The sequence below is a fragment of the Aquibium pacificum genome (assembly GCF_040839445.1).
GTDB lineage: Bacteria > Pseudomonadota > Alphaproteobacteria > Rhizobiales > Rhizobiaceae > Aquibium > Aquibium pacificus.
On the sequence record NZ_JBDPGJ010000004.1, the window covers coordinates 491,853 to 514,838 of the forward strand.

Annotated in this window: 25 protein-coding genes; 15 read left to right on the forward strand and 10 right to left on the reverse strand. The window is 66.1% G+C overall.

The window, feature by feature from the left end; translation table 11 throughout:
* Positions 1 to 128: 128 nt before the first annotated feature.
* The 3 genes from ABGN05_RS18875 to ABGN05_RS18885 are packed head-to-tail and all read right to left on the reverse strand — an operon-like array spanning position 129 to position 2,069.
* Positions 129 to 920, reverse strand: coding sequence for an alpha/beta fold hydrolase (locus ABGN05_RS18875; RefSeq protein WP_367955587.1), 792 nt, complete (start codon positions 918 to 920; stop codon positions 129 to 131).
* A 49-nt stretch (positions 921 to 969) separates the two neighbouring features.
* The gene (locus tag ABGN05_RS18880; RefSeq protein WP_367955588.1) at positions 970 to 1,749 is read right to left on the reverse strand and encodes an SDR family oxidoreductase; all 780 of its coding nucleotides are present in this window, start codon (positions 1,747 to 1,749) and stop codon (positions 970 to 972) included.
* Positions 1,746 to 2,069 carry a nuclear transport factor 2 family protein gene (locus ABGN05_RS18885; protein WP_367955589.1) on the reverse strand — a complete coding sequence of 108 codons (324 nt, stop codon included), beginning with the start codon at positions 2,067 to 2,069 and terminating at the stop codon, positions 1,746 to 1,748. Before ABGN05_RS18885 ends, ABGN05_RS18880 begins: the two co-directional genes overlap by 4 nt.
* Before the next feature lie 100 nt (positions 2,070 to 2,169).
* Here ABGN05_RS18885 and ABGN05_RS18890 point away from each other — a divergent pair, with 100 nt between their 5' ends.
* Positions 2,170 to 3,084 carry a LysR family transcriptional regulator gene (locus ABGN05_RS18890; RefSeq protein ID WP_367955889.1) on the forward strand — a complete coding sequence of 305 codons (915 nt, stop codon included), beginning with the start codon at positions 2,170 to 2,172 and terminating at the stop codon, positions 3,082 to 3,084.
* A gap of 97 nt (positions 3,085 to 3,181) precedes the next feature.
* Here ABGN05_RS18890 and ABGN05_RS18895 read toward each other — a convergent pair whose 3' ends face one another.
* Complete coding sequence (locus ABGN05_RS18895; protein WP_367955590.1) at positions 3,182 to 3,739, reverse strand: LuxR C-terminal-related transcriptional regulator; 558 nt, start codon at positions 3,737 to 3,739, stop codon at positions 3,182 to 3,184.
* Between the two features lie 397 nt (positions 3,740 to 4,136).
* On the opposite strand from ABGN05_RS18895, the gene ABGN05_RS18900 reads away from it, so the two are divergent.
* From ABGN05_RS18900 to ABGN05_RS18925, 6 genes are all read left to right on the forward strand, one after another.
* Positions 4,137 to 5,342: a substrate-binding domain-containing protein gene (locus ABGN05_RS18900; RefSeq protein WP_367955591.1), complete on the forward strand. Its 1,206-nt coding sequence runs from the start codon at positions 4,137 to 4,139 to the stop codon at positions 5,340 to 5,342.
* 225 nt (positions 5,343 to 5,567) lie between these two features.
* Positions 5,568 to 6,338 carry an ABC transporter ATP-binding protein gene (locus ABGN05_RS18905; RefSeq protein ID WP_367955592.1) on the forward strand — a complete coding sequence of 257 codons (771 nt, stop codon included), beginning with the start codon at positions 5,568 to 5,570 and terminating at the stop codon, positions 6,336 to 6,338.
* A complete protein-coding gene (locus tag ABGN05_RS18910; RefSeq protein WP_367955593.1) occupies positions 6,335 to 7,057 on the forward strand; it encodes an ABC transporter ATP-binding protein in 723 nt (240 codons plus the stop codon). Before ABGN05_RS18905 ends, ABGN05_RS18910 begins: the two co-directional genes overlap by 4 nt.
* 265 nt (positions 7,058 to 7,322) lie before the next feature.
* Positions 7,323 to 8,309 carry a branched-chain amino acid ABC transporter permease gene (locus ABGN05_RS18915; protein WP_367955594.1) on the forward strand — a complete coding sequence of 329 codons (987 nt, stop codon included), beginning with the start codon at positions 7,323 to 7,325 and terminating at the stop codon, positions 8,307 to 8,309.
* Positions 8,310 to 8,514: 205 nt separating this feature from the next.
* Entirely contained in the window at positions 8,515 to 9,615 is a 1,101-nt protein-coding gene (locus tag ABGN05_RS18920; RefSeq protein WP_367955595.1) for a branched-chain amino acid ABC transporter permease, read from the forward strand.
* Complete coding sequence (locus tag ABGN05_RS18925; RefSeq protein WP_367955596.1) at positions 9,612 to 10,448, forward strand: alpha/beta fold hydrolase; 837 nt, start codon at positions 9,612 to 9,614, stop codon at positions 10,446 to 10,448. The genes ABGN05_RS18920 and ABGN05_RS18925 overlap by 4 nt, the downstream gene beginning before the upstream one ends.
* Positions 10,449 to 10,589: 141 nt before the next feature.
* Here ABGN05_RS18925 and ABGN05_RS18930 read toward each other — a convergent pair whose 3' ends face one another.
* A complete protein-coding gene (locus ABGN05_RS18930; protein WP_367955597.1) occupies positions 10,590 to 11,039 on the reverse strand; it encodes a baeRF12 domain-containing protein in 450 nt (149 codons plus the stop codon).
* 281 nt (positions 11,040 to 11,320) lie between these two features.
* On the opposite strand from ABGN05_RS18930, the gene cysG reads away from it, so the two are divergent.
* Genes cysG through ABGN05_RS18955 form a run of 5 tightly spaced genes read left to right on the forward strand, consistent with a single transcriptional unit; the run spans position 11,321 to position 16,064 of the window.
* Positions 11,321 to 12,748: a siroheme synthase CysG gene (gene cysG, locus ABGN05_RS18935; protein ID WP_367955598.1), complete on the forward strand. Its 1,428-nt coding sequence runs from the start codon at positions 11,321 to 11,323 to the stop codon at positions 12,746 to 12,748.
* Between the two features lie 19 nt (positions 12,749 to 12,767).
* Positions 12,768 to 13,076: a DUF2849 domain-containing protein gene (locus tag ABGN05_RS18940; RefSeq protein WP_367955599.1), complete on the forward strand. Its 309-nt coding sequence runs from the start codon at positions 12,768 to 12,770 to the stop codon at positions 13,074 to 13,076.
* A 35-nt stretch (positions 13,077 to 13,111) separates the two neighbouring features.
* Positions 13,112 to 14,782, forward strand: coding sequence for a nitrite/sulfite reductase (locus ABGN05_RS18945; protein WP_367955600.1), 1,671 nt, complete (start codon positions 13,112 to 13,114; stop codon positions 14,780 to 14,782).
* On the forward strand, positions 14,757 to 15,509 hold the full coding sequence (locus ABGN05_RS18950) for a phosphoadenylyl-sulfate reductase (protein WP_367955601.1): 753 nt from the start codon (positions 14,757 to 14,759) through the stop codon (positions 15,507 to 15,509). The genes ABGN05_RS18945 and ABGN05_RS18950 overlap by 26 nt, the downstream gene beginning before the upstream one ends.
* Before the next feature lie 18 nt (positions 15,510 to 15,527).
* Positions 15,528 to 16,064 (forward strand): DUF934 domain-containing protein, encoded by a 537-nt coding sequence (locus ABGN05_RS18955; protein WP_367955602.1) that lies wholly within the window; start codon positions 15,528 to 15,530, stop codon positions 16,062 to 16,064.
* Between the two features lie 70 nt (positions 16,065 to 16,134).
* Here the strand turns inward: ABGN05_RS18955 and ABGN05_RS18960 are convergent, their stop codons facing one another.
* Positions 16,135 to 16,584, reverse strand: a complete 450-nt coding sequence (locus ABGN05_RS18960) for a cupin domain-containing protein (protein ID WP_367955603.1) — start codon at positions 16,582 to 16,584, stop codon at positions 16,135 to 16,137.
* A gap of 120 nt (positions 16,585 to 16,704) precedes the next feature.
* On the opposite strand from ABGN05_RS18960, the gene ABGN05_RS18965 reads away from it, so the two are divergent.
* Complete coding sequence (locus ABGN05_RS18965; RefSeq protein WP_367955604.1) at positions 16,705 to 17,652, forward strand: LysR family transcriptional regulator; 948 nt, start codon at positions 16,705 to 16,707, stop codon at positions 17,650 to 17,652.
* Positions 17,653 to 17,672: 20 nt separating this feature from the next.
* Here ABGN05_RS18965 and ABGN05_RS18970 read toward each other — a convergent pair whose 3' ends face one another.
* Complete coding sequence (locus tag ABGN05_RS18970) at positions 17,673 to 18,392, reverse strand: sulfate transporter family protein (protein ID WP_367955605.1); 720 nt, start codon at positions 18,390 to 18,392, stop codon at positions 17,673 to 17,675.
* Between the two features lie 179 nt (positions 18,393 to 18,571).
* Between ABGN05_RS18970 and ABGN05_RS18975 the strand changes: the two genes are divergently transcribed.
* A complete protein-coding gene (locus ABGN05_RS18975; protein ID WP_367955606.1) occupies positions 18,572 to 19,573 on the forward strand; it encodes an adenosine kinase in 1,002 nt (333 codons plus the stop codon).
* A gap of 29 nt (positions 19,574 to 19,602) precedes the next feature.
* Here ABGN05_RS18975 and ABGN05_RS18980 read toward each other — a convergent pair whose 3' ends face one another.
* The 3 genes from ABGN05_RS18980 to hrcA all read right to left on the reverse strand — a co-directional run bounded on the left by ABGN05_RS18980 (position 19,603) and on the right by hrcA (position 22,133).
* On the reverse strand, positions 19,603 to 20,235 hold the full coding sequence (locus tag ABGN05_RS18980; RefSeq protein ID WP_367955607.1) for a trimeric intracellular cation channel family protein: 633 nt from the start codon (positions 20,233 to 20,235) through the stop codon (positions 19,603 to 19,605).
* Between the two features lie 49 nt (positions 20,236 to 20,284).
* Positions 20,285 to 20,956, reverse strand: coding sequence for a nucleotide exchange factor GrpE (gene grpE, locus ABGN05_RS18985; protein ID WP_367955608.1), 672 nt, complete (start codon positions 20,954 to 20,956; stop codon positions 20,285 to 20,287).
* Between the two features lie 103 nt (positions 20,957 to 21,059).
* Positions 21,060 to 22,133 carry a heat-inducible transcriptional repressor HrcA gene (hrcA, locus tag ABGN05_RS18990; RefSeq protein ID WP_367955609.1) on the reverse strand — a complete coding sequence of 358 codons (1,074 nt, stop codon included), beginning with the start codon at positions 22,131 to 22,133 and terminating at the stop codon, positions 21,060 to 21,062.
* 134 nt (positions 22,134 to 22,267) lie between these two features.
* On the opposite strand from hrcA, the gene rph reads away from it, so the two are divergent.
* A complete protein-coding gene (rph, locus tag ABGN05_RS18995) occupies positions 22,268 to 22,984 on the forward strand; it encodes a ribonuclease PH (protein ID WP_367955610.1) in 717 nt (238 codons plus the stop codon).
* Positions 22,985 to 22,986 lie beyond the last annotated feature (2 nt).

Genomic DNA, 22,986 nt, shown 5'->3' on the forward strand with positions numbered 1-22,986 from the left:
CCGGTCAGCCTCGGCGGCAACGCGCACAGTGTCTGCTTCGGTCTTGCCTTCCCGCGCCCGGAAGCTGACATTCCGCGGTGTTCCTTCCAGAGGCGCCGGATGCTTAGCGGCAGCAGAGGGTGCTGCACCTATCGGGCAGTCGTCGACGCCTGCTGGGCGGCCTCCTCGATGACCTCCGCAACGACTTTCGGCTGGGTCATGAAAACGGCATGGCTTGCGGCCACCTTTGTAACCTTCGCTCCGATGCGCTCGGCCATCGCATGCAGCATGCGCTGGTCGAAGGCCCTATCGTCGGTAGCGATCACTGCCCAGCTTGGCTTCGTTCGCCATGCGGCATGCTCGAGTTTCGACCCGAAGGCGGACATGTTTATCGGTACCTGGGAATCCCGCAGGAAGGCGGCATCCGCATCGCTCGTGTCGTTGGCAAAGCCGATCTTGAACGTGTCCGGGTCGATGAAGCCGAAGCCGTCCCCGGTGGTGTCGATGACGAATTCCGGCGGGGTCTGATATCCGTCGTACTGCTGCGCGGTTGTCTCGCCCGCGTCGGGAGAAAGCGCCGACACGTAGACGAGCCCGGCGACCATGGGTGGTCGCCGGCCTCGGTTATGACGGTGCCGCCCCCGGGAATGGCCGACGAGAATGGTCGGCCCGTTCTGTCGTTCCAGGACGCGTCTGGTTGCGGCTACGTCGTCCGCCAGCGAGGTCAGCGGGTTTTGAACGATCGACACGCGGTAGCCTCGCGCGGTCAGTTCATCGTAGACGCCGCGCCAACCGGAACCGTCAGCGAACGCCCCATGAACCAGCACGACGTTTCTTACCCGCTGGCTTTCGGGAAGGTCGTCGGCCGCATGGGCGGACATCGTGGCGGCGCCAAGAACAGCGGCCGCCGCGGCGAAAAGGTTTGTCGTCTTGGTGTTCATGTTCATCTCCTCTTTGATGGCGCGGACATCGCGACCGTGATGCATTTTCCTAGACGGTGGGCACCGTTCCACCATCGATCACATACTCCGCGCCGGTGATCGAAGCGGCGCGCCCGGAGGCGAGGAAGGCGACGAGATTGGCAATCTCCGCCGGGCTGGAAGGACGGCCGATGGGGATGCCGCCGAGAGAGTCCATGATGATCTTCCTGCCGCCTTCGATGTCGGTGCCCGCGTCGCTCGCGACACGGCGCGCGAGTTCCATGGAAGCTTCGGTATCGATCCAGCCGGGCGATACGCGCACGACGCGAACGCCTCTCGGCGACACTTCCTTCGACAGGCTCTTGCTGTAGGTCGACAGCGCCGCCTTTGCCGCCGCATAGGCGGTCGTCGCTTCCGGCAGAGGCAGCAGCCTCTGGATGGACGAGACGTGGATGATCACGCCACGTCCGTGCGCGACCATTTGCGGTACGAGTTCGCGGTCCAGCCGCACCGCGGGAAACAGATTGAGGTTCAGCTCTTTGTGCCAGTCGCCGTCGCTGAGCGCCGAAAAGCCTCCTGCGGGCGCCGAGGAGCCGCCAAGCATGTGCACGACGATATCGACACCGCCCAACTCGCGCCTGACGGCCTCAGCGACCGTCGAGCAGCCCTCGCTGGTTGCGAGGTCGGCAACCACTGAGACGTCCGCCGCAGAACCCGCCGGGAAGGAGAGTGCTGTCGTCAAGACGCGCGCGCCGAGCTTGCGGAACAGGTCGACCGTTGCCGCCCCGGCTCCTCTTGTGCCGGACGTGATCAGCGCGCGCTGCCCGCCAAGATCGAGAAAGTCGCTCATGCGCCGATCTCCAGGGCTGCGATCTTTTCGCCAGCGAGGCTGAATGCGTAGGTGAGGGTCGCAGGACTGCCCGGAAACGCGCCGGTTACCCTGGCCCGCACTCTGGTTCCCCGCGCATCGGTGAGCGTCTCGATCGGCTCGGCGACGTGGCGATACTTCGCCTTCGCGTATTCCCACCAGCTACCGATGGCATGGTGTCCGGAATGAGAACGGCCCTCGTCACGTACCGTAGCGTCTGGTGCGAAGCAGTCGACGACGGCCTCGCAATCGTTCTTCCGGTCCGCCGCGAAATAGGCCTCGATTGTTTGTGGCAGTTGCATGGTCATCTCCTGTCGAGGATTGCGTGCTGCACAAATAGGCCCATTCCAATATACCGATAATTGGGATAAACAGGGATGCCGAATTGCGGAAATCGGGACAATGTCGAAGCCCGGCCTTCAGGATCTGGAAGTTGTCGCGGCCGTCGCGCGGAAGGCATCCTTTCGTGCCGCCGCGCTCGAACTGGGAATGTCCACGACAGCCGTGAGCAATGCGGTGGGAAAGCTGGAGACCCATCTCGGCGTCCGCTTGTTCAACCGCACGACGCGCAGCGTATCGCTCTCGGAAACCGGTCGCTTGTTCGTCGACAGCATCGGCCCTGCTTTGCAAGACATTCACCGTGCAATGGATTCGGCACGCTCGAAGCAGTCGATCCCCGCAGGAACGCTCCGCATCAATTCCTATGCCACCGCAGCGCGGGAAATCTTTTCTCCCCTCCTTCTGGAATTCCTCAAGCGATACCCCCAGGTCCATATCGATCTGGTCACGGAAGGGAGGCTCGTCGACATCGTCGCCGAGGGCTTCGACATCGGCGTGCGCCGGGCCGACCTCGTGCCGAGCGACATGATCGCGATCTCATTGGGCAGGCCGCAGCGCAATGTCGTCGTGGGTTCGGCGGACTATTTCGAAAGGCATGGAACGCCTTCCTCGCCGATCGACCTCCTCGATCATCAATGCGTTCGGGTCAGGTTGCCGAACGGCGCTCTCTTTCGCTGGCGTTTCGAAAAGGACGGGGAACCGCTCCTGATCGACGTGAAAGGACCCATTACCCTGGATGAGGCGAGCCTGGCTCGCGGCACCGTGCGGGACGGCGTGGCACTCGGTTACGTCATGGAGGCCAGCGTGCGGGACGATATCAAGTCAGGGCGGCTGATCTGCGTTCTGGAGGAGTGGATGCCGCCACCAGACGAACTCTGCATTTACTACCCCGGACGACGCAATCCTTCGGCAGCTCACAGAGCGTTCGTCGAACTCGCACGGGAACTCGGCTCACGTTCGCGACGCGGGACGGGATAGTGAGCGAAACGCGACACGGTTCGAGGGCGAGAGGCTTTTCTCGCTCCTCCTTCGGACCCGCTCACAGTCGAAGGAAGTCGCCCCGTAAGTACCACGCTCAATGCGGCATCCCTGACAGCGACGCCAGAAGCTCCGCGACGTTGCTCGCACAGTACTTCTTCAGCAGCCGCGCGCGGTGGGCTTCGACGGTGCGCGGCGAGATGGTCAGCAGGCGGGCGATTTCCTTGCTGGTGCGGCCTTCGCCCAGGTGCATGACGATCTGGCGCTCGCGGGTGGTCAGCTGCACGATGGGGCGGCTGGCGGAGAGGTCGGCGAAGGACCAGACGGCGCGCGCCAGCGGCTCGTCGCGCGTGAAGGAATGGCCGCGCACGCGGCACCAGAACAGCGACTGGTCCTTGCGCGCCATGATGCGCTCGTCGGAATACTGGTTGGTGCGCCGCAGCGGCTCGACGCCGACGTCGCGGATGCGCAGGAACTCCTCGTAGGTCGGGTAGAGGAAGGCGAAGGACTGGTCGAGCAGTTCCTCGCGCTCGTAGCCGAAGATCTGCGCGAAGGTGAGGTTGCACTCGCGGATGATGCGGTTCTCGGTCAGCACGATGCCGACGGGCGCGTAGTCGAACGCCAGGGCGCTCAGCTTAGTCTCCTGAATTGCCATGCGTATTTGTACGATATTGCGGAGGTTGTGTCTCAAACGGATAGTAGCAAGGCACGCGGGATCGCAACACCAGAATCCGCGACACAAACGCGTGCGGCGGGAGGAATGCCTGACATGAACCTGGCCGGATGGCGGGCGGGACGTTTGAAGCTGTCGCCGCAAGGCCACGCACACGACCGCGTCGCGCATGGCCGCGGAAGGCGCGAGGACGCCGCCGACCGGCGATGCAACCCCTGCGCGGCGCCGTTTCGCGCGGAGGAATTGTCGGCAACCCCGTTCGAACATCGCCGGACTCCGGGACCCGGCCGGACAGCGCGCGCTCGCGCGTCAGCCGGACCGCGCGTCCGGCTGAAGGCTGTACGCTAGAGATTTACTGGCTCTCAAAGGAGGAGACGACATGAAAAGAATGATTGCAACGCTGACGGTCGCGACGGCGCTTGCCGCTGCCGGCTGGTCGACGGCCTACACGCAGGAGGATCCGGTCAAGATCGCGCTGGTGCACGGCCTGTCGGGCTCGCCGCTCGAGGCCTATTCCAAGCAGACCACCAACGGCTTCAACCTCGGTCTCGAATACGCCACCAAGGGCACGATGGAGATCAAGGGCCGCAAGATCGAGGTGATCGAGAAGGATACCCAGTTCAAGCCCGACGTCGCCCGCTCCGTGCTCGCCGAAGCCTATGGCGACGACGAGGCGCTGATCGCGGTCGGCGGCACCTCCTCGGGCGTCACCACGGCCATGCTGCCGATCGCCCAGGAATACGAGAAGATCCTGCTGGTCGAGCCGGCGGTGGCGGATTCGCTGACGGGTCCGGACTCCAACCGCTACGTCTTCAAGACCTCGCGCAACTCCTCGATGGACACGCAGGCACAGGCGCTGGCGCTCAACCCCGACGACAAGCTCTTCGTGGCGACGCTGGCGCAGGATTACGCCTTCGGCCGCGACGGCATCGCCTCCTTCAAGCGCGCGCTCGAAGGCACGGGCGCGAACCTGGTGGCGGAAGAATACGTGCCGCAGCAGACCACCGACTTTACCGCGACGATCGAGCGTCTCTTCAACGCTCTGAAGGACAAGGAAGGCCGCAAGGTCATCTATATCTACGTCGCGGGTATCGACGCATTGACTCCGCTCGTCTCCGCCGACCCGGCCCGCTACGGCATCGAACTGTCGACCGGTGGGAACATCCTGCCCGCCATGGCCGCCTACAAGAAGGTGCCGGGCATGGAAGGCTCGATCTACTACTACTACGAGGCGCCGAAGAACGAGATCAACGACTGGCTGGTGAAGGCCCACCAGGAGAAGTTCGGCTCGCCGCCCGACTTCTTCACCGCCGGCGGCATGGCCGCGGCACTCGCCATCGTGAAGGCGCTGGAGACCGCCGACGACTGGGAGACCGAGACGCTGATCAATACCATGGAAGGCATGAGCTGGGAGACGCCGAAGGGCACCATGACCTTCCGTCCGGAGGATCATCAGGCGCTGCAGTCCATGTACCACTTCAAGATCAAGGTCGACGACAACGTCGCCTGGGCCATCCCGGAACTCGTCCGCGAGATCAAGCCGGAGGAGATGGACATTCCGATCGGGCGTAACAACCAGGAATAGCGCGGCACCGATCCTCCCGGCGCCTCGCGCCGGGAGGCATCACCCCCTCACCGTCACGCTGCGCGTGCCACCTCTCCCCCTGCCCGGGGGAGAGGAACCGGAAGAACGCCGGCGCCCATGCAGCCCCTTCCTCTCCCCCGGAAAGGGGGAGAGGTGGCACGCGCAGCGTGACGGTGAGGGGGTGCCTCAACGCAGAACAATGCAGATCCCTTGCCCGACGATCCCATGACCCCATCGCTGCGCACAGAAAACCTGACGATCCGCTTCGGCGGGCATGTCGCCGTGAACGGGGTGACGTGCGCTTTCCGGGCGGGGGAGCTGACGGTGATCGTCGGGCCGAACGGGGCCGGCAAGACGACGTGGTTCAACCTCGTCTCCGGCCAGCTGCGGCCGAGCGAGGGCAAGGTATTCAAGGGCGATCGCGACATTTCGGGCCTCTCGCCGTCGGCACGCGCCAAGGCCGGCATCGGCCGCGCCTTCCAGCTCACCAACCTGTTTCCGAAGCTCTCCGTGCTGGAGAACGTCCGCCTCGCGGTACAGGCGCGGCGGGGCGTCGGACCGAGGATATTCACCCGCGCGGCGTCGCTGACCGGACTGCGCGACGAGGCGCAGGCCTATCTCGAAAGCGCGCGGCTCGCCGACGTCGCCGGCTATCCCGCCTCGGCCCTGCCGCACGGCGACCAGCGCAAGCTGGAGGTGGCGATGCTGATCGCCATGCAGCCCGACGTCTTCATGTTCGACGAGCCGACCGCCGGCATGTCGGTCGATGAGGCGCCGGTGATCCTCGACCTGATCGCCTCGATCAAGAAGGACAGCTCCAAGACGATCCTGCTGGTGGAGCACAAGATGGACGTGGTGCGCGCGCTCGCCGACCGCATCGTGGTGCTGCACAACGGCGAACTCGTCGCCGACGGCAAGCCGGACGCGGTCATGGCGCTGCCGCAGGTGCGCGAGATCTATCTCGGCGTCGGCGCCGACGAGGAGGAAGCCGCATGAACGGCGCGATCCTGAGGCTCGACGATGTCCACACCGACATCGCGCAGTACCACATCCTGCACGGCATCTCGATGGACGTGCCGGAAGGCGGCGTGCACGTGCTGCTGGGGCGCAACGGCGCGGGCAAGACCACGACGCTGCGCACGGTCATGGGCCTGTGGCGGGCGAGGAAGGGTGCGATCGTCTTTCGCCACCACGACATCACGGCAATGCCGACCCCCGACATCGCGCGGCTCGGCATTGCCTACGTGCCCGAGAACATGGGCATCTTCGGCGGCCTGACGGTGGAGGAGAACATGCGGCTCGCTTCCACGAGTGGCCGGTTCGATGACGATCGTCTTGGCCGCGTCTTCGCGCTGTTTCCGGCGATGGAGAAGTTCTGGACCAAGCAGGCCTTCGCGCTGTCGGGCGGGCAGAAGCAGATGCTGGCGATCTCCCGCGCCATCATCGAGCGGCGAGAGCTGATCCTGATCGACGAGCCGACCAAGGGCCTGGCGCCAGCCATCATCCGCAACATGATCGCCGCCTTCCGCGAGATCGCACAGGAGACGACCATCCTGCTGGTCGAGCAGAACTTCCTGTTCGCGCGCTCGCTGGGGCGCGGGGTGGCGGTGATCGACGACGGGCGCATCGTGCACCATGGCGACATGGCGGAACTGGCCGGGGACGAGGCGCTGCAGACGCGGCTGCTCAGCCTTTCGCTGGCCGAGCATCAGTAGGTGGCCTTGGGATGATTCCGGATATCGCGCGCTTCAGTACCCCCCTCTGTCCTGTCGGACATCTCCCCCTCAAGGGGGGAGATTGGCCGGCATCGCGATCCTCGCCAATCTCCCATTTTGCAGAACGAGCGCGGAGATCGAAGTTGCTGATCTCCCCCCTTGAGGGGGAGATGTCCGGAAGGGCAGAGGGGGGTGCCTCGCGCCGGCGCTGGTTCGCCTCGCGCCTTCTACAAGGCCCGGACCGTTGCCATCTCGGAGCCCGCCGATGAACGCAACCTTCGATCGCTTCGGCGGCGTCTATCTGATCCCGGTCTTCCTCGCGATCCTCGCCTTCGCGATGATCGGATCGCCGTCGACATGGGTGACGCTGACGGCGGCGGGGCTGGCGATGGGGATGATGATCTTCCTCATGGCGTCGGGCCTGTCGCTGGTCTTCGGGCTGATGGACGTCCTGAACTTCGGCCATTCGGCCTTCGTGACCTTCGGCGCCTTCATCGCGGCCACCGTGCTGGCGGCGATGGCGTCGTGGCTGAGCGCCGACAGCGCGATCCTGAACATGCTGGCGCTGGCGGCAGCGATCGGGGCCGCGACCGCCTTCGGCGCGGTGGCCGGCTGGTTCTTCGAGCGGGTGATCGTGAAGCCGGTCTACAAGGACCATCTGCGCCAGATCCTGATCACCATGGGGGCGCTGATCGTGGCCGAGCAGTTGATCCTGGCGATCTGGGGCGGCGTGCCGATCGCGGTGGCGCGGCCGGCCTTCCTGTCGGGGTCGATCATCATCGGCGACGTCGCCATCGAGACCTACCGCATCTTCGCGCTGCTGCTCGGCCTCGCCGTCTTCGTCGTGCTCTACTACGCGCTGAACCGCACCCGCATCGGCCTCCTGATCCGGGCGGGGGTGGAAAACCGCGAGATGGTGGAATCGCTCGGCTTCCGCATCGACCGGCTGTTCATCGGCGTGTTCATGGCCGGTTCCGCGCTCGCCGCCATGGGCGGAGCGATGTGGGCCGGCTACCAGAGCCTGATCACCCCGGCACTGGGGCAGGAACTCCTGATCCTCGTCTTCATCGTGGTGATCATCGGCGGCTTGGGCTCCATCGAGGGATCGCTGCTCGGCGCGATCCTGGTCGGGCTGCTCACCAACTACGTGGCCTTCCTGTTCCCCAAGCTGTCGCTGGCATCGAACATGCTCCTGATGATGGTGGTGCTGTTGTGGCGGCCCTACGGGCTGAAGCCGGCGGTGAAGGGATGAGGGGGATGGCGTCACATACACTGGCAAGCACCCCCTCACCGTCTCGCTTCGCGAGCCACCTCTCCCCCTGCCCGGGGGAGAGGAAGCGCCAACTGCGGACGCCGCGTTTCCTCGGCCCCACGCAGTGGGGGAGAGGTGGCTCGGGCGAAGCCCGAGACGGTGAGGGGGCCGAGGTCTCCGCTTGCAGCAGAGGAGAAGATCTTCAATGAGCTTCGCTGCCACCTCCGAGACCCCCGCCCGCCGCATCCCCGCCGGACGGCTCGCCGTCTACGCCATCGCGCTTGCGATCGGGCTCTGCCTCGCCTTCGCGCCCTTCCTGTTCACTGACGTGCGGGCTCAGGAAGTCGCCGCCCGCATATGCATCTTTATCGTTCTGGTGGCGAGCTACGATCTGCTCATCGGCTACACGGGCATCGTCTCCTTCGCGCATACCATGTTCTTCGGGCTCGGCGCCTATGGCACCGCGATGGTTCTGAAGGCCTGGGGGCCGGGGTGGGACGCCATCATCGTCGGCGGCGCGGCGGGCGTGGCGGCGGCCTTCGTGCTGGCCGTGCTGATCGGGCTCTTGTCGCTCCGGGTTAAGGCGATCTTCTTCGCCATGGTGACGCTGGCGGCGGCCTCTGTGATGCTGGTGCTTGCCAGCCAGCTTTCGGAGTTCACCGGCGGCGAGGACGGTTTCACATATCAGGTGCCAAAACTCTTCTCGCCGGCCATGAAGCTTTTCGAGGACGCGGACGGCAAGGTGCTGCGGCTGTTCGGCGTGGCGCTGAACGGCAAGATCGCCGCCTACTACTTCGTTTTCCTGTCCTCGCTCGCGCTGTTCCTCGTCATGCTGCGCATCGTCGCCTCGCCCATGGGGACCGTGCTGGAGGCCGTGCGCGAGAACGAGATGCGGGCCGAGGCGATCGGCTACCGGGTCGTGGCCTACCGCACCGCGATCTTCTGCATCGCGGCTGTGATCGCCGCGCTTGCCGGCGTCGTGCGGGCCGTGTGGCTCAAATATGTCGGGCCGGACGTGGCGCTCTCCTTCGGCATCATGATCGACATCCTGCTGATGGTCGTGATCGGGGGAATGGGCACGATGGTCGGCGCCATCATCGGCGTGGTCGTGATGAGCCTGGCGCAGTTCTACCTGAAGGACCTGATGGAGGTGGCCGCCGAGGCAACGTCGGGCATTCCGCTGCTGCCGGACCTGCTCAACCCCGACCGCTGGCTTCTCTGGCTCGGCGTGCTCTTCATCCTGCTGGTCTACTTCTTCCCTGCGGGGATCGCCGGAACGTTCATGAAACAGGGAAGCCACCGATGATGCTGCCGCGCTCGACATATGTTCCCGCGGCCGGCCACGAGATGCACGTGACCGAATGGGGCGATCCGGGCCGGCCGGCGCTGGTGATGTGGCACGGGCTGGCGCGAACGGGCCGCGACTTCGACGAGGCGGCCGCCGCGCTCTCCGACACCTATTTCGTGATCTGCCCCGACACGCTGGGCCGCGGCCTGTCGAGCTGGTCTCGGCCTGGCGGCATCGACTATTCGTACCGGACATTCGGCGACACGGCGATGGCCATCCTCGACCACTATGGCGTCGACAGGCTGCGCTGGGTGGGCACTTCGATGGGCGGTCTGATCGGCGTGACGCTGGCGGCCGACCGGTTGCGCGACCGCATCAGCCATCTCGTCATCAACGACATCGGGCCGGACATTCCGGAGGAAGGCACTGGACGCATCGCGTCCTACGTCGGCAATCCTCCGGTCTACGACACGGTGGCGGAACTCGAAGCCTGGCTCAGGAAGAACTACGCGCCGTTCGGTCAGAACACGGACGCCTTCTGGCGCCGCATGGCCGACACCTCGTCGCGCCGCACCGACGACGGCAAGGTGACAGTCCACTACGATCCGATGATCGTGACGCAGTTCACCCTGCACAAGGGCGATCTCGACGTGTGGGAGCAGTACGACGCCGTGATCGCGAAGACGCTCCTGCTGCGCGGAAAGGCGTCGGACGTGCTGCCGGAAGTGATCGCCGACGAGATGACGCGGCGCGGCCCGAAGCCGCGGCTGGTGACGTTTCCCGACTGCGGCCACGCGCCGACTCTGGCGAGCGACGGCGAGATCAGGCTGCTGCGGGAGTTTCTTGGCTGAAAGGGGATTGTGCGTGGTTCGCCCTTCGGCAAGCTCAGGAGGCTCACCATGAGGGGTCTCGTAGCTACGGCTCGCCTTGATCGGTAGTCGATGTGTACGCCGGAAGAGGAGCCGGTGAATGGGGACCGGCTCCTCCTCCGCTTAGTCCCCCGCCAAATTCTTCTCGATCTCGATCACCGTGTGATTGGTCAGCGTCTTGGCCACTTCGCCGACGACGCGATCCGCGACTTCCTTGTGCAGCTTCTTGCGCATCTCGCCGAGAACCTGCGGTTGCGCCACCAGCACGATCTTTTCGAAGCGACCCTTGTGCGCAAGCTTGTAGAGCCGCTCGGCGATCTCGTCGGCGAAGCGCTCCTTCTCGATCTGGTGCCAGTCCGTGTCGGCGACGGCGCTGCGGTGTTCCCCGGAGGCGTCGTTGAGGCGTCCCGGCCGGTCCGTACCCTGCTCGCGCGTCGGCGGATTGGCGTGATGCTCCTCGCGGATGACCTGCAGATGGGGATAAACGTCGTCCCCCTCGTTGCGGAGGAAGAGAGCCTTCTCGCCGTCGGCGACCAGGACCCAGGTATCGTGCTCGAGCTTCATGGCTGACATTCCAAACTCCATTGCTTGTCGCGGATAGGCTGTCCTCGTGCCGCCCGCCATGATCAGGATCAAGTGCGTGCGGGGCGCTCGTCCGCTCTCCTGCGAAACGTCTCGTTCGAACGCCTGTTCCCGCCAGGGCGGTACTGCCGTCTCCCCACCGGAATGATTTTGCGCTCCGCCGGGTCCGGGCGGAAAACCGATTGCAGGCGGGTCTCGGCGGCAGGACGCCGTGTCTTCAGAAAAGTGGCGACCAGGCGGAGAATTGCACGAAATCTCAGGAAGGGTGTCCCATGGTCACCACGAACGCCAAACTCAACGCCTTCCCCGTCTTCATGCGGGTCAAGAACCGGAGCGTCGTCATCGTCGGCTCGGGCGAGGAAGCTCTGGCGAAGGCGCGCCTGATCGGGCAGTCGAGCGCGACGCTGCGCATCGTCGCGCATGAAGCGGACGCATCGCTGCGCGACTGGGCCGCCCGGAACAGCGCGGAGCTCATCGGGCAGGACTATCGCGCCGACCTGCTCGACGGCGCATGCCTGGTCTTCGCCGCCACTGGCGACGAGGAGCGCGATGCCAGTATCGTTGCGGATGCACGGGCACGGGGCATCCCCGTCAATGCCGTCGACCGGCCGCACATGTGCGACTTCTTCACGCCCGCGCTGGTGAACCGCGCGCCGGTGGCGGTGGCGATCGGGACCGAGGGCGCCGGGCCCGTGCTGGCGCAGATGATCCGTGCCAGGATCGACCGGATGCTGTCGCCGGCGCTTGGACCGCTGGCGAGCCTAGCCGCCGGACTGCGCTACAGGGTCGAGCGGCTGGTGCCGCGGGGCAGTGCGCGGCGTGCCTTCTGGACCGACTTCTTCGAGGGCGCGCCGGCGCGTCACATGGAGGTCGGACACATCTCCGAGGCGCGGGAGGCGGCGGCCCAACTGATGCAGCGGCGCACGGAAGCGCGCGGGCATGTCGCCCTGATTGGCGCCGGACCCGGCGCCGAGGACCTGCTGACGCTGCGCGCACAACGCCTGCTCATGCAGGCCGACGTGATCCTGTTCGACGCGCTCGTGCCCGAGGCGGTGGTCGCCATGGGGCGCCGCGATGCCGAGCGCCTGGCGGTGGGCAAGCGCAAGGGATGCCATTCGAAGTCGCAGGCCGAGATCAACGAACTGATCGTGTCGCTCGGGCGCGAGGGCAAGCGCGTGGTGCGCCTGAAGTCGGGCGATCCGCTGGTCTTCGGGCGCGCCGGCGAAGAGATGGCCGCGTTGCGCGAGGCCGGCATTTCCTACGAGGTGGTGCCGGGCGTGACCGCGGCCTTCGCCGCGGCGGCCGATTTCGAGCTGCCGCTGACCCTGCGGGGCGTCGCCTCCTCCATGGTCTTCACGACCGGGCACGACCTGAAGGGCGATACCCTGCCGGACTGGGGCAAGCTCGCGATCGCGGGCGCAACCGTGGCGGTCTATATGGGCCGCTCGATCGCGGCCCAGGTCGCGTCGCGGCTGATCGAGGCTGGGCTGTCGCCGGATACGGCGGTAGCCGTGGTCGAGAATGCCAGCCTGCCGCACAGGCGGCTGTTCCACGGGACGCTCGCCGACCTGCCGTCGCTCGAGGAGCGCACGGAGCTGGATGGGCCGGTGATGACCATCATCGGCGACGCGGTTGCGGGCGCCAACTTCGAAAACTCCACCCCGATCGCCGCGCATCGCCTTGTGCGCGTCGCGGCGTGAACGAAGAGAGGGCGAAGCCATGAAAGTCCTGACCGCCAACCGGCTGATCGACGGAGAGGCCGTCTGGTACTGCGCCGAGAAGGGCTGGATCGAGCGGATCGGCGGCGCCGACGTGGCGCGCGACGCCTTCGCCGAGGAGCGGCTGCGCGGCATCGGCAAGGCCTCGTACGAACGCGACGAGGTGGTCGACGTCGACCTGATCGACGTGCAGGCGATCGACGGGCGGATCGTGCCGGTTCGCCTGCGCGAACGCATCCGCGCCGCCGGCCCGACCAACCGCCTCGACCTCGGCAAGCAGGCCGAACCAGAAACGACGCATACGGCCTGAGGAGGCCGTACCCAGAGCACCCGAAAGTTCGTTCAATGTACCGTTACGACGAATTCGACCATTCCTTCGTGCAGGCCCGTGTCGCAGAGTTCCGCGACCAGGTCGAGCGCCGGCTGGCGGGCGAGATCACCGAGGACCAGTTCAAGCCGCTGCGGCTGATGAACGGCGTCTACCTGCAACTTCACGCCTACATGTTGCGGGTGGCCATCCCCTACGGCACGCTGAGTTCGCGCCAGATGCGCATGCTCGCCCATATCGCGCGCACCTACGACAAGGGCTACGGCCATTTCACCACGCGCCAGAACATCCAGTACAACTGGCCGTCGCTCGCCGACATCCCGGCGATCCTGGACGACCTGGCGAGCGTGGAGATGCACGCCATCCAGACGTCGGGCAACTGCATCCGCAACGTGACGGCCGATCATTTCGCGGGCGCCGCCGCCGACGAGGTCGCCGATCCGCGCCCCTATGCCGAGATTCTCAGGCAATGGTCCTCGGTGCATCCCGAGTTTTCCTACCTGCCGCGCAAGTTCAAGATCGCGGTGACCGGTGCCGAGCGCGACCGCGCCGCGATCCAGGTGCACGACATCGGCCTGCACGTGAAGAAGAACGCGCAGGGTGAGCTTGGCTTTGCCGTCTATGTCGGCGGCGGGCAGGGGCGTACGCCCATGATTGCCAAGAAGATCCGCGATTTCCTGCCGGAAGAAGACCTGCTCGCCTACTGCACGGCGATCCTGCGCGTTTACAATCTCAACGGCCGGCGCGACAACAAATACAAGGCGCGCATCAAGATCCTGGTGCACGAGACCGGCACGGAAGAGTTGACGCGCCAGGTCGAGGCCGAATTCGCGCATCTTCGGGACACCGAACTGAAGCTTCCCGAGTCCGACATCCGCGCCATCGACGCCTATTTCGCGCCGCCGGCGCTGGTGTCCCATCCCGAGGGCGACGAGGCGGTGAAGCTCGCCCGGCTCGACAGCCGCGCCTTCTCCGAATGGCTCGACCAGAACGTCATCACCCATCGGAATCCCGACTATGCCGCCGTGACGATCTCGCTGAAGGGCATCGGCGAGGCGCCCGGCGACGCGACCGACGCGCAGATGGATGCGGTGGCCGACATCGCCGAGCGCTACGGCTTCGACGAGATCCGGGTCAGCCACGAGCAGAACCTGATCCTGCCGCATGTCGCGCGCGCGGACCTGAAGGCGGTCCACGACAGGCTGGTGGAGATCGGGCTCGCGACCGCGAACTCGAACCTGATCACCGACATCATCGCCTGCCCGGGCCTGGACTACTGCGCCTTGGCCAATGCACGCTCGATCCCGGTCGCGCAGGACATCTCACGGCGTTTCGCCGATCTGGAACGGCAGCGCGAGATCGGCGAGCTGAAGCTCAAGATCTCCGGCTGCATCAATGCCTGCGGGCATCACCACGTCGGCCACATCGGCATCCTCGGCGTCGAGAAGAAGGGCACGGAACTATACCAGATCACGCTCGGCGGCTCGGGGGACGAGCAGACCTCGATCGGCGAGATCGTCGGGCGCGGCTTTGCGGCCGAGGACCTGACCGACGCCATCGAGACGATCGTCGAAACCTATCTATCGCTGCGCGGCGGGCCGTCGGAGCGTTTCATCGACGCCTACCGGCGCGTCGGCGCCGGGCCGTTCAAGGAGGCGCTCTATGCTGGCGAAGCTAAAGCCGCTTGATGCGCGGACCGAGGCCGAGATCGAGGCCGCGGCACTCGAGGAGCGCTACGGCCATCTCGATCCGCAGGACCTGATCGCCCTGTCGATCGGGCGTTTCGATGCGGGCGACATCGCCGCCGTCTCGTCCTTCGGCGCGGATTCGGCGGTGCTGCTGCACATGATCGCACGCATCGATCCCGCGCTGCCGGTGCTCTTCCTCGACACCGACAAGCATTTCGGCGAGACGCTGCAGTATCGCGACGCGCTGGCGGCGGACCTGGGGCTGAAGAACCTCAAGATCGTCCATCCGCGCGCGGAACTCGTGGCGGAGCGCGATCCCGACGGCACGCTGCACCAGCGCGACACCGACGCCTGCTGCGACCTGCGAAAGGTCGAGCCGATGGCGCGTGCGGTGTCGCCCTTCCGGGCCTGGTTCACCGGCCGCAAACGCTACCAGGCCGCCACGCGCGCCACGTTGCCGGTCTTCGAGGCCGTCGGCGAACGCATCCGCATCAATCCGCTGGCGAAGTGGACGACCAAGGATCTCGCCGACTACATGCGCGCACATGCCCTGCGTGAGAACCCACTCGTCGCCTACGGCTATCATTCGATCGGCTGCTTCCCCTGCACCCAGCCGGTGAAGCCCGGCGAGGACGAGCGTAGCGGTCGCTGGGCCGGCCAGTCGAAGATCGAGTGCGGCATCCACCTGTCGGGCCTGGACGATTCGCTGACGGCGTCGTCGCTTTGAAGAATTGGACGGTTCACGATGACTGAAGAGATCAGCCCCGCCGCGCCGCGCCTCTGGACGGCGGAAGGCTTTCGCGAGGAGTCCTGGCGTCATGCCGGGGACGCGGACGCGCTGTCGGGCAATGGCGGCGTGATCCTGCCGCTGGCCGTGTGGAAGGGGCTGGACGAGACGACGCGCGCGGAAAACCGCGACCGCATTGGGGTCCTGCTGGCGCCTGGCGAGATGCTGTCGGAGATCGAGCACGCGTTACCCGACTTGCCGTTGGTGGCGCTGTCCTTCCCCGCCTTCAACGACGGCCGCAGCTTCTCCAAGGCCGCGCTTCTGAAGACCCGGCATGGCTATACCGGGACGGTGCGCGCGAGCGGGCAGGTGCTGATCGACCAGATCCCGCACATGCTGCGCACCGGCTTCGACGAACTCGAAGTGTCGCATCCGACGACGATCCGGCGCCTGGAGCAGGGACGGACCGGCGGTCTTCCGGAATACTATCAGCCGTCCGCGCGACCCGATCTGGCGGAAGGCAAGTACGCCTGGCGCCGGCTGCCGGCGGCCTGAGGTTTCAGGAACGCCGGCAATCGCGGCACGGTTCGGATAGAGAAGTTTCGCGCCGTCCGGGTCCTTCGGATCACTGGACGCCGAGCGGCGGACCGGTGAAGGTGAGCTGGAACCGCGCGGCGCTTTCCATCACCGCCGGCATGTCTTCCGGGATGCGGAAGCGGCCCAGCGCCATCTCGCGGAAGAATCCTTCGAACCCGCCCGGCGTCAGGATGACGATGCTGCGGGACGGAGCGCCGCCAACGACCCGGAACGTATGCTCCCTGCCGCGCGGCACGAACACGGCCTGCCCTGGTCCGCGCGTGAAGGTCTCGCCGTCGAGCCAGAATTCGACGTCTCCCGTGAGGAGGACGAAGGTCTCGTCGGCATCGTGATGAACGTGCCGCGGCGGCCCGGAATTCGGCGGCGACACGGTTTCGAGCACCGACATCTGTCCGCCGGTCCGATCCGGACCCAGCAACGTCATGTAGTACACGCCCTGCCATTCGACGGCACCGGCGCCCAGTATCGAGGGGGTCATCGTCTCTCTCCTGTGCATGAGGTTGAAGAAACGAAAGCGCTTTCGTGGGGAGGGGAGATACCGTAGTTTCGCGCCTGCGATAAATCGATTGATCGTATCGAAGGTATCCGTCCAGTGAATATGGCGGCGTTTGATCTCAATCTGCTGCGCGTCCTGGACGCACTCCTGCGCGAGGGCTCCACCGTCAAGGCGGGTGCCCGCGTGGGCCTCTCGCAGCCGGCCGTCTCGGCGGCATTGAACCGGTTGCGCCATGCGCTGGGGGACGATCTCTTCCTGCGCCGCGGGCAAGGGCTCGAGCCGACCGACTACGCGAAATCGCTGGCGATCCCCCTGCGGCGCGTCCTGGACGAACTGGAAGCGCTGCTCGGCGGACCGGCCGAATTCGTCCCCGCGGAGAGCAATGCCAGCTTCAAGCTGTCGGGCAGCGATTTCTTCGCCGAGATGCTGATGCCGGCACTGGCCGAGCGGATTTCGACGCGGGCGCCGGGAATGCGGGTACAACTCGTCGATCTGGTGCCCAACGACTATGTCGAGACACTGGAAAAGTACGAGGTGGACATCGCGCTCATTCCCCGTACCGAGTTTCCCGACCGGGTCGACCACCGGCCGGTGTTCTGGTCCACCTTCTCGGTGATCGCGAGAAGCGGGCATCCGCGCCTTGCGCGCGCCGGGATTGCGCCGGGCGACGTGGTTCCGGTCGACCTCTTCTGCGATCTCGGCCACGTGTTGTTTTCCCCCGAAGGCAAGCTGAAGGCGATGGGAGACGCGGCCCTTGCGCGGGTCGGACGCGAAAGGCGGGTGGTCATGACCTTGCCGGTCTTCTCCGGCGTCTATCGGGCTGTCGGCGGATCGGACCTGATCGCGCTGATTCCCACACAACTCGCGACGCATGTGGCCAAGCGCGCCTGCCTCGACGTCTACAAGCCCCCGATGCCTATCGACCCCGCGCTGATCACCATGGTCTGGCACCGGCGATCCAGCGCCACGCCGGCGCATCGCTGGCTGCGGGAACTGATCGCGGAAATCCTTGCGCCGCTGAATGAGGACGGGATGGCGTTGCCGAACTGATCGACGCGTTTCCGGACGGATCAGCGTGCCTTCACAGACGCGGCCGACCGAGCCGATATCATCTTGTGCAGGTGGACCATCATGGCGGCGGCGAAGAGCGGCGTGAGCAGATTGAGCAGCGGCACGGCAAGGAAGGCCGCGATCACGAGGCCGGCCAGAAACACCGTGCCGGCGTGGCGGCGCCGCAGCGCCTTGGCGTCGGCCTCGGATCGGAAGCGCATGGCCGCGAACTCGAAGAACTCGCGGCCGAGCAGGTAGCCGTTGACCACGAAGAAGGCGACGAGGTTCACCCCCGGCACCAGAAGGAGGAGCAGCGCGAAGAGGTTGCCGAGGATGACGACGGCGAAGAACTTGACCGCCAGCCACGCCGCCTGGACCGGCGGCACGGCGCGGCCCGGCGTCTCGGCGGGATAGTCCACCCGCTCGACGACCTCGGCCACGTCGTCGAGGAAGAGGCCGGCGATCAGCGCCGAAACCGGCGCGATCAAAAGCCCCAGGCCCAGCGCGAGCACGATGCCGGCGACGATCGCGGCGAAGAGGCCGAGCCAGCCGGTCCAGTCCGGCAGGTCGGGGACGAATTGGTCGAGCCAGGGCAGGGCAAGGTATTCGAAGCCCTGGGCCAGGCCGAACCACAGCGCGACCAGCACAAGGAAGGTCAGCCCGAGCGACTTGAACAGCACGGACCGGAATTCCGGCGAGAAGAGGTGGCCAGCCGCGCGGCCTGCTGCTTCGAAGATCATTGCGTTCCTCAACCTTGGGTCCGGACATAGGCGCGCTCCGGCGTGCCAGCAAGGCTCCGGGGACGCATCGCGGCACCGCTCGTTGACAAAACGCCGGTCGGCGCGGGGATTGCAATGGCAGCCGGATGGTCTAAACGGTTTCGAACCCTTCCTTCCATCTTTCCAGGCGAAAACAGACCGTGGCATCCAATCCGGAATTCGACGTCCTCTGCATCGGCAACGCCATCGTCGACATCATCGCGCGCTGCGACGAGGCCTTTCTCGTCGACAACGCCATCATCAAGGGCGCGATGAACCTGATCGACGCCGAGCGCGCCGAACTGCTCTATTCGAGGATGGGGCCGGCGATCGAGGCTTCGGGCGGCAGCGCGGGCAATACGGCGGCCGGCATCGCCAGCCTCGGCGGCAGGGCGGCCTATTTCGGCAAGGTCAGCGACGACCAGCTCGGCGAACTCTACGCGCACGACATCCGCGCGCAGGGCGTGGCCTTCGACACGAAGCCGCTGAAGGGCTTTCCGCCCACGGCGCGCTCGATGATCTTCGTCACCGAAGACGGCGAGCGCTCGATGAACACCTATCTGGGCGCCTGCGTGGAGCTCGGCCCCGAGGATGTCGAGGAGGAGAAGGCGAAGGGCGCCAAGGTGACCTATTTCGAGGGTTATCTGTGGGACCCGCCGCGGGCGAAGGAAGCGATCCGCCGCACCGCCGACCTGGCGCACGCGGCCGGCCGCGAGGTGTCGATGACGCTGTCCGACCCCTTCTGCGTCGACCGCTATCGCGAAGAATTCCTCGACCTGATGCGCTCGGGCACGGTCGACATCGTCTTCGCCAACGAGAGCGAGCTGAAGTCGCTGTACCAGACCGCATCGTTCGACTCAGCGCTCGACGCCATTCGCAAGGACTGCAAGCTCGCCGCCGTGACGCGCTCGGAGCATGGCTCGGTCGTGGTGCGCGGCGACGAGACGGTGACGGTGGAGGCGATCGAGATTTCGGAGCTGGTCGACACGACGGGCGCCGGCGACCTCTACGCTGCGGGATTCCTGTTCGGCTACACCACGGGCCGCAGCCTCGCCGACTGCGGCAAGCTCGGCTCGCTGGCGGCCGGCATCGTCATCCAGCAGGTGGGGCCGAGGCCGCAGAAGAGCTTGCGCGAGATCGCGAGGCAGCGGGGGCTGGTTTAGGGGACTTCCACATCAGGAAGGTCCGCCCCTCACAAAACATCCTCCGGCTTTCTCCCCGGCCGGCTCCGGTAGGTCGGGATCGTCCAGCCGAAGCGGATGGCGCCGCCGCGGACGGCCAGCGCCGACAAGGCGCCGACGCCGGCGGCGAGCGGCATCGCCACCCCGAACACCGCAAGCGCGGTGAAGGTGGCGGCGCCGACGAGGGCGGCGGTCACGTAGATTTCGGGGCGCAGGAGCACCGACGGCTCGGCGGCGAGCAGATCGCGCAGAATGCCGCCGAAGGTCGCGGTCATGACGCCGGTGACGACGGCGACGGTCGCCGACCCGGTGACCACGAGGCCCTTGTAGGCTCCGTAGACGCAATAGGCGGCGAGCCCGACGGCGTCGAGCCACAGGAGCAGCTTGTAGCGGGATTCCAGACGGTGGGCGGTGAAGTAGACGATGACCGCGACGGCCGCGCAGACGAGGATGTAGTCCTGGTTGACGGTCCAGAATACCGGCACGCCGAGCACGAGGTCGCGCAGGGTTCCGCCGCCGATGCCGGTGGCAGCGGCGAGGAAGATGAACCCCAGTATGTCGAGCTGCTTGCGCGAGGCCGCCAGCGCGCCGGTCGCGGCGAAGACGGCGACGCCGGCATAGTCGAAGAAGACGAGCGGGTTCATCGAGGCCTCCCCGCCGAGCAATAGCTCAAGGCGGGGAAAAGCACAAAGATCAGGCCTTGCCGTCCTGCTCGGCCCCGGCGGTCTCACCCGCGGATTCGGGCGCCTGGGCTGCAGCCTTTGGGCCGCCCTTGGCTACGCCGACCATGGCCGGCCGCAGCACGCGCTCGCCGATGACGTAGCCGGTCTGCACGACCTGCACGACGGTGTTGGCGGGCACGTCGGGATTGGGCACTTCGAACATGGCCTGATGGAAGTTCGGATCGAACTTCTCGCCCTCTGGCGCGATCTTCTTGACCCCGTGGCGCTCCAGTGCGGAGATCATGCTGCGCTCGGTCATCTCGACGCCTTCGAGCAACGCGGCGAACCCGGCCTCGCCCTTCTCCTTCGCCTCGACGGGAACCGCGTCGAGCGCGCGACGCAAATTGTCGGAGACGGTCAGCATGTCGCGGGCGAAGTTCGCGATGGCGTAGTTGCGCGCGTCGTGCACGTCGCGCGCCGTGCGGCGGCGAAGGTTCTCCATTTCGGCGGCGAGGCGGAGCGCCTTGTCCTTCAGATCCTCGTTTTCCTTGGCAAGGCGCATGAAGGCTTCGAAATCGGCCTGGTTCTCGTTGTCCGGCGCGCCTTCGGATGGCTGTCCGGCCTGATCGGCGGCGTGCTCCGCGTAGCCGCTCTTCACGGCGTCCAGATCCGGCGCGCGTTCGTCTTTCGGATGGTCGCTCATCGCTTGATCCCGTATTCCTGCGAGTAACTTGAAAAGTTGGCCCCGATATCGAGGCTCGGTGCCCAAAAATCAAGGGGCGGGGGCGGCTGCGCGTGCGTCCGGACTACCGCAGCATGCGCGATATCATCTGGGCGGTATAGTCGACCATCGGCACGATGCGGGCATAGTTGAGGCGGGTGGGACCGATGACGCCCAGCGCCCCGATGACGCGGGAATCCTTGTCGCGGTAGGGGGCGACCACGAGGGAGGAGCCGGACAGCGAGAAGAGCTTGTTCTCCGAGCCGATGAAAATGCGCACGCCCGAGCCTTCCTCGGCCAGTTCCAGGAGCTGGATCAGGCCTTCCTTGGTCTCGAGGTCCTCGAAGAGGTGTTTGAGCAGCTCGATGTCGGCCTGGGCCGTGACATTTTCCAGGAGATTGGCGCGGCCACGGACGATGAGGCGCGCCGGCGAGGTGCCGCTCTCCGTGCCGGCCCACACGGCGAGGCCCTTCTCGACGAGATCTTGCGACAGCGAATCCAGCGCGGCGCGCGTCTCTTCGCGAAGCCGCGCGATCTCTGCGCGCGCCTCGGCCAGCGTGCGTCCCCGGATGTGGGCGTTGAGGAAGTTCGAGGCCTCGTGGAGCTGCGAGGTGGTGACGCCTTCCGGCAGGTCGACCACGCGGTTCTCCACGTCGCCGGACTGCGAGACCAGGACGGCGAGCGCCTTGTTCGGCTCGAGCTGAATGAACTCGATGTGCTTCAGCGCCGCCTCGCTCTTCCCCGACAGCACCAGCCCGGCGCCACGCGACATGCCCGACAGCATCTGGCTTGCCTCGGTCAGCATGTGCTCCAGCGAGGCGCCGTTGCCCGAGGCCTTGATCTGGGCGTCGATGACCCGGCGCTCGTCCTCCGAAAGGTCGCCGATCTCCATGAAAGCGTCGACGAAGAAGCGCAGGCCCTTCTGGGTCGGCAGGCGCCCCGCCGACACGTGCGGCGAATAGATGAGGCCGAGATGCTCGAGGTCGCTCATCACGTTGCGCACCGTGGCCGGCGACAGGGACGAGGGCAGGAGACGCGACAGGTTGCGCGAGCCGACGGGCTCGCCGTCGCGCAGGAAGGAATCGGCGATCAGGCGGAAGATCTCGCGCGATCGCGTATCGAGCGACTGCAGGGTCGGATCCATGATGGGTATCGTCATCGGCGGCGAACCTTTTGGGTAAGGATATAATCCGCCCCGGCGGGAACACAACTCGCAAGCGTCCCGGTTTTCCTTTGCGTCGGCGTTGGCATGGCGTTACAAGCCGCGTTTCATCGATCGGTCAGGAAATCCTCATGCGTCCCTCGAAGCGCCAGCCCGGCGAAATGCGTCCCGTCAGCTTCGAGCGCGGGGTGTCCAAACATGCGGAAGGCTCGTGCCTCGTCAAGTTCGGCGACACGCATGTGCTCTGCACGGCGAGCCTCGAAGAGAAGGTTCCGCCATGGATGCGCAACAGCGGCAAGGGCTGGGTGACGGCCGAATACGGGATGCTGCCGAGGGCGACCGGCGACCGCATGCGCCGCGAGGCTTCCGCCGGCAAGCAGGGCGGCCGAACTCTGGAAATTCAGCGCCTTATCGGGCGCTCGCTGCGCGCCGTCGTCGACATGCAGGCACTCGGCGAGGTGCAGATCACGGTCGACTGCGACGTGATCCAGGCCGACGGCGGGACACGGACGGCGTCGATCACCGGCGGCTTCGTGGCGTTGCACGATTGCCTGAAATGGATGGAAGCGCGCAAGATGCTCTCCGTCTCCAAGGTGCTGAAGGATCATGTGGCGGCCATTTCCTGCGGCATCCATGGCGGGGCCTGCGTGCTCGACCTCGACTATGCCGAGGATTCGGCGGCGGAGGCCGACGCCAACTTCGTCATGACCGGCAAGGGCGGGATCGTGGAGATCCAGGGCACCGCCGAGGGCGAGGCGTTCTCGGAGGAGCAGTTCAACGAGCTCCTCGCGCTGGCCAAGAAGGGAATCACGCGTCTGGTCGACCTGCAGAAGATGGCGGTCGGCTGAAC

Excerpts from the sequence above, each read along its gene's own strand:
- ABGN05_RS18875 (WP_367955587.1), bottom strand. The coding sequence starts at position 920 with ATGAACACCAAGACGACAAACCTTTTCGCCGCGGCGGCCGCTGTTCTT.
- ABGN05_RS18880 (WP_367955588.1), bottom strand. The coding sequence starts at position 1,749 with ATGAGCGACTTTCTCGATCTTGGCGGGCAGCGCGCGCTGATCACGTCC.
- ABGN05_RS18885 (WP_367955589.1), bottom strand. The coding sequence starts at position 2,069 with ATGCAACTGCCACAAACAATCGAGGCCTATTTCGCGGCGGACCGGAAG.
- ABGN05_RS18890 (WP_367955889.1), top strand. The coding sequence starts at position 2,170 with ATGTCGAAGCCCGGCCTTCAGGATCTGGAAGTTGTCGCGGCCGTCGCG.
- ABGN05_RS18895 (WP_367955590.1), bottom strand. The coding sequence starts at position 3,739 with ATGGCAATTCAGGAGACTAAGCTGAGCGCCCTGGCGTTCGACTACGCG.
- ABGN05_RS18900 (WP_367955591.1), top strand. The coding sequence starts at position 4,137 with ATGAAAAGAATGATTGCAACGCTGACGGTCGCGACGGCGCTTGCCGCT.
- ABGN05_RS18905 (WP_367955592.1), top strand. The coding sequence starts at position 5,568 with ATGACCCCATCGCTGCGCACAGAAAACCTGACGATCCGCTTCGGCGGG.
- ABGN05_RS18910 (WP_367955593.1), top strand. The coding sequence starts at position 6,335 with ATGAACGGCGCGATCCTGAGGCTCGACGATGTCCACACCGACATCGCG.
- ABGN05_RS18915 (WP_367955594.1), top strand. The coding sequence starts at position 7,323 with ATGAACGCAACCTTCGATCGCTTCGGCGGCGTCTATCTGATCCCGGTC.
- ABGN05_RS18920 (WP_367955595.1), top strand. The coding sequence starts at position 8,515 with ATGAGCTTCGCTGCCACCTCCGAGACCCCCGCCCGCCGCATCCCCGCC.
- ABGN05_RS18925 (WP_367955596.1), top strand. The coding sequence starts at position 9,612 with ATGATGCTGCCGCGCTCGACATATGTTCCCGCGGCCGGCCACGAGATG.
- ABGN05_RS18930 (WP_367955597.1), bottom strand. The coding sequence starts at position 11,039 with ATGTCAGCCATGAAGCTCGAGCACGATACCTGGGTCCTGGTCGCCGAC.
- cysG (WP_367955598.1), top strand. The coding sequence starts at position 11,321 with ATGGTCACCACGAACGCCAAACTCAACGCCTTCCCCGTCTTCATGCGG.
- ABGN05_RS18940 (WP_367955599.1), top strand. The coding sequence starts at position 12,768 with ATGAAAGTCCTGACCGCCAACCGGCTGATCGACGGAGAGGCCGTCTGG.
- ABGN05_RS18945 (WP_367955600.1), top strand. The coding sequence starts at position 13,112 with ATGTACCGTTACGACGAATTCGACCATTCCTTCGTGCAGGCCCGTGTC.
- ABGN05_RS18950 (WP_367955601.1), top strand. The coding sequence starts at position 14,757 with ATGCTGGCGAAGCTAAAGCCGCTTGATGCGCGGACCGAGGCCGAGATC.
- ABGN05_RS18955 (WP_367955602.1), top strand. The coding sequence starts at position 15,528 with ATGACTGAAGAGATCAGCCCCGCCGCGCCGCGCCTCTGGACGGCGGAA.
- ABGN05_RS18960 (WP_367955603.1), bottom strand. The coding sequence starts at position 16,584 with ATGACCCCCTCGATACTGGGCGCCGGTGCCGTCGAATGGCAGGGCGTG.
- ABGN05_RS18965 (WP_367955604.1), top strand. The coding sequence starts at position 16,705 with ATGGCGGCGTTTGATCTCAATCTGCTGCGCGTCCTGGACGCACTCCTG.
- ABGN05_RS18970 (WP_367955605.1), bottom strand. The coding sequence starts at position 18,392 with ATGATCTTCGAAGCAGCAGGCCGCGCGGCTGGCCACCTCTTCTCGCCG.
- ABGN05_RS18980 (WP_367955607.1), bottom strand. The coding sequence starts at position 20,235 with ATGAACCCGCTCGTCTTCTTCGACTATGCCGGCGTCGCCGTCTTCGCC.
- grpE (WP_367955608.1), bottom strand. The coding sequence starts at position 20,956 with ATGAGCGACCATCCGAAAGACGAACGCGCGCCGGATCTGGACGCCGTG.
- hrcA (WP_367955609.1), bottom strand. The coding sequence starts at position 22,133 with ATGACGATACCCATCATGGATCCGACCCTGCAGTCGCTCGATACGCGA.
- rph (WP_367955610.1), top strand. The coding sequence starts at position 22,268 with ATGCGTCCCTCGAAGCGCCAGCCCGGCGAAATGCGTCCCGTCAGCTTC.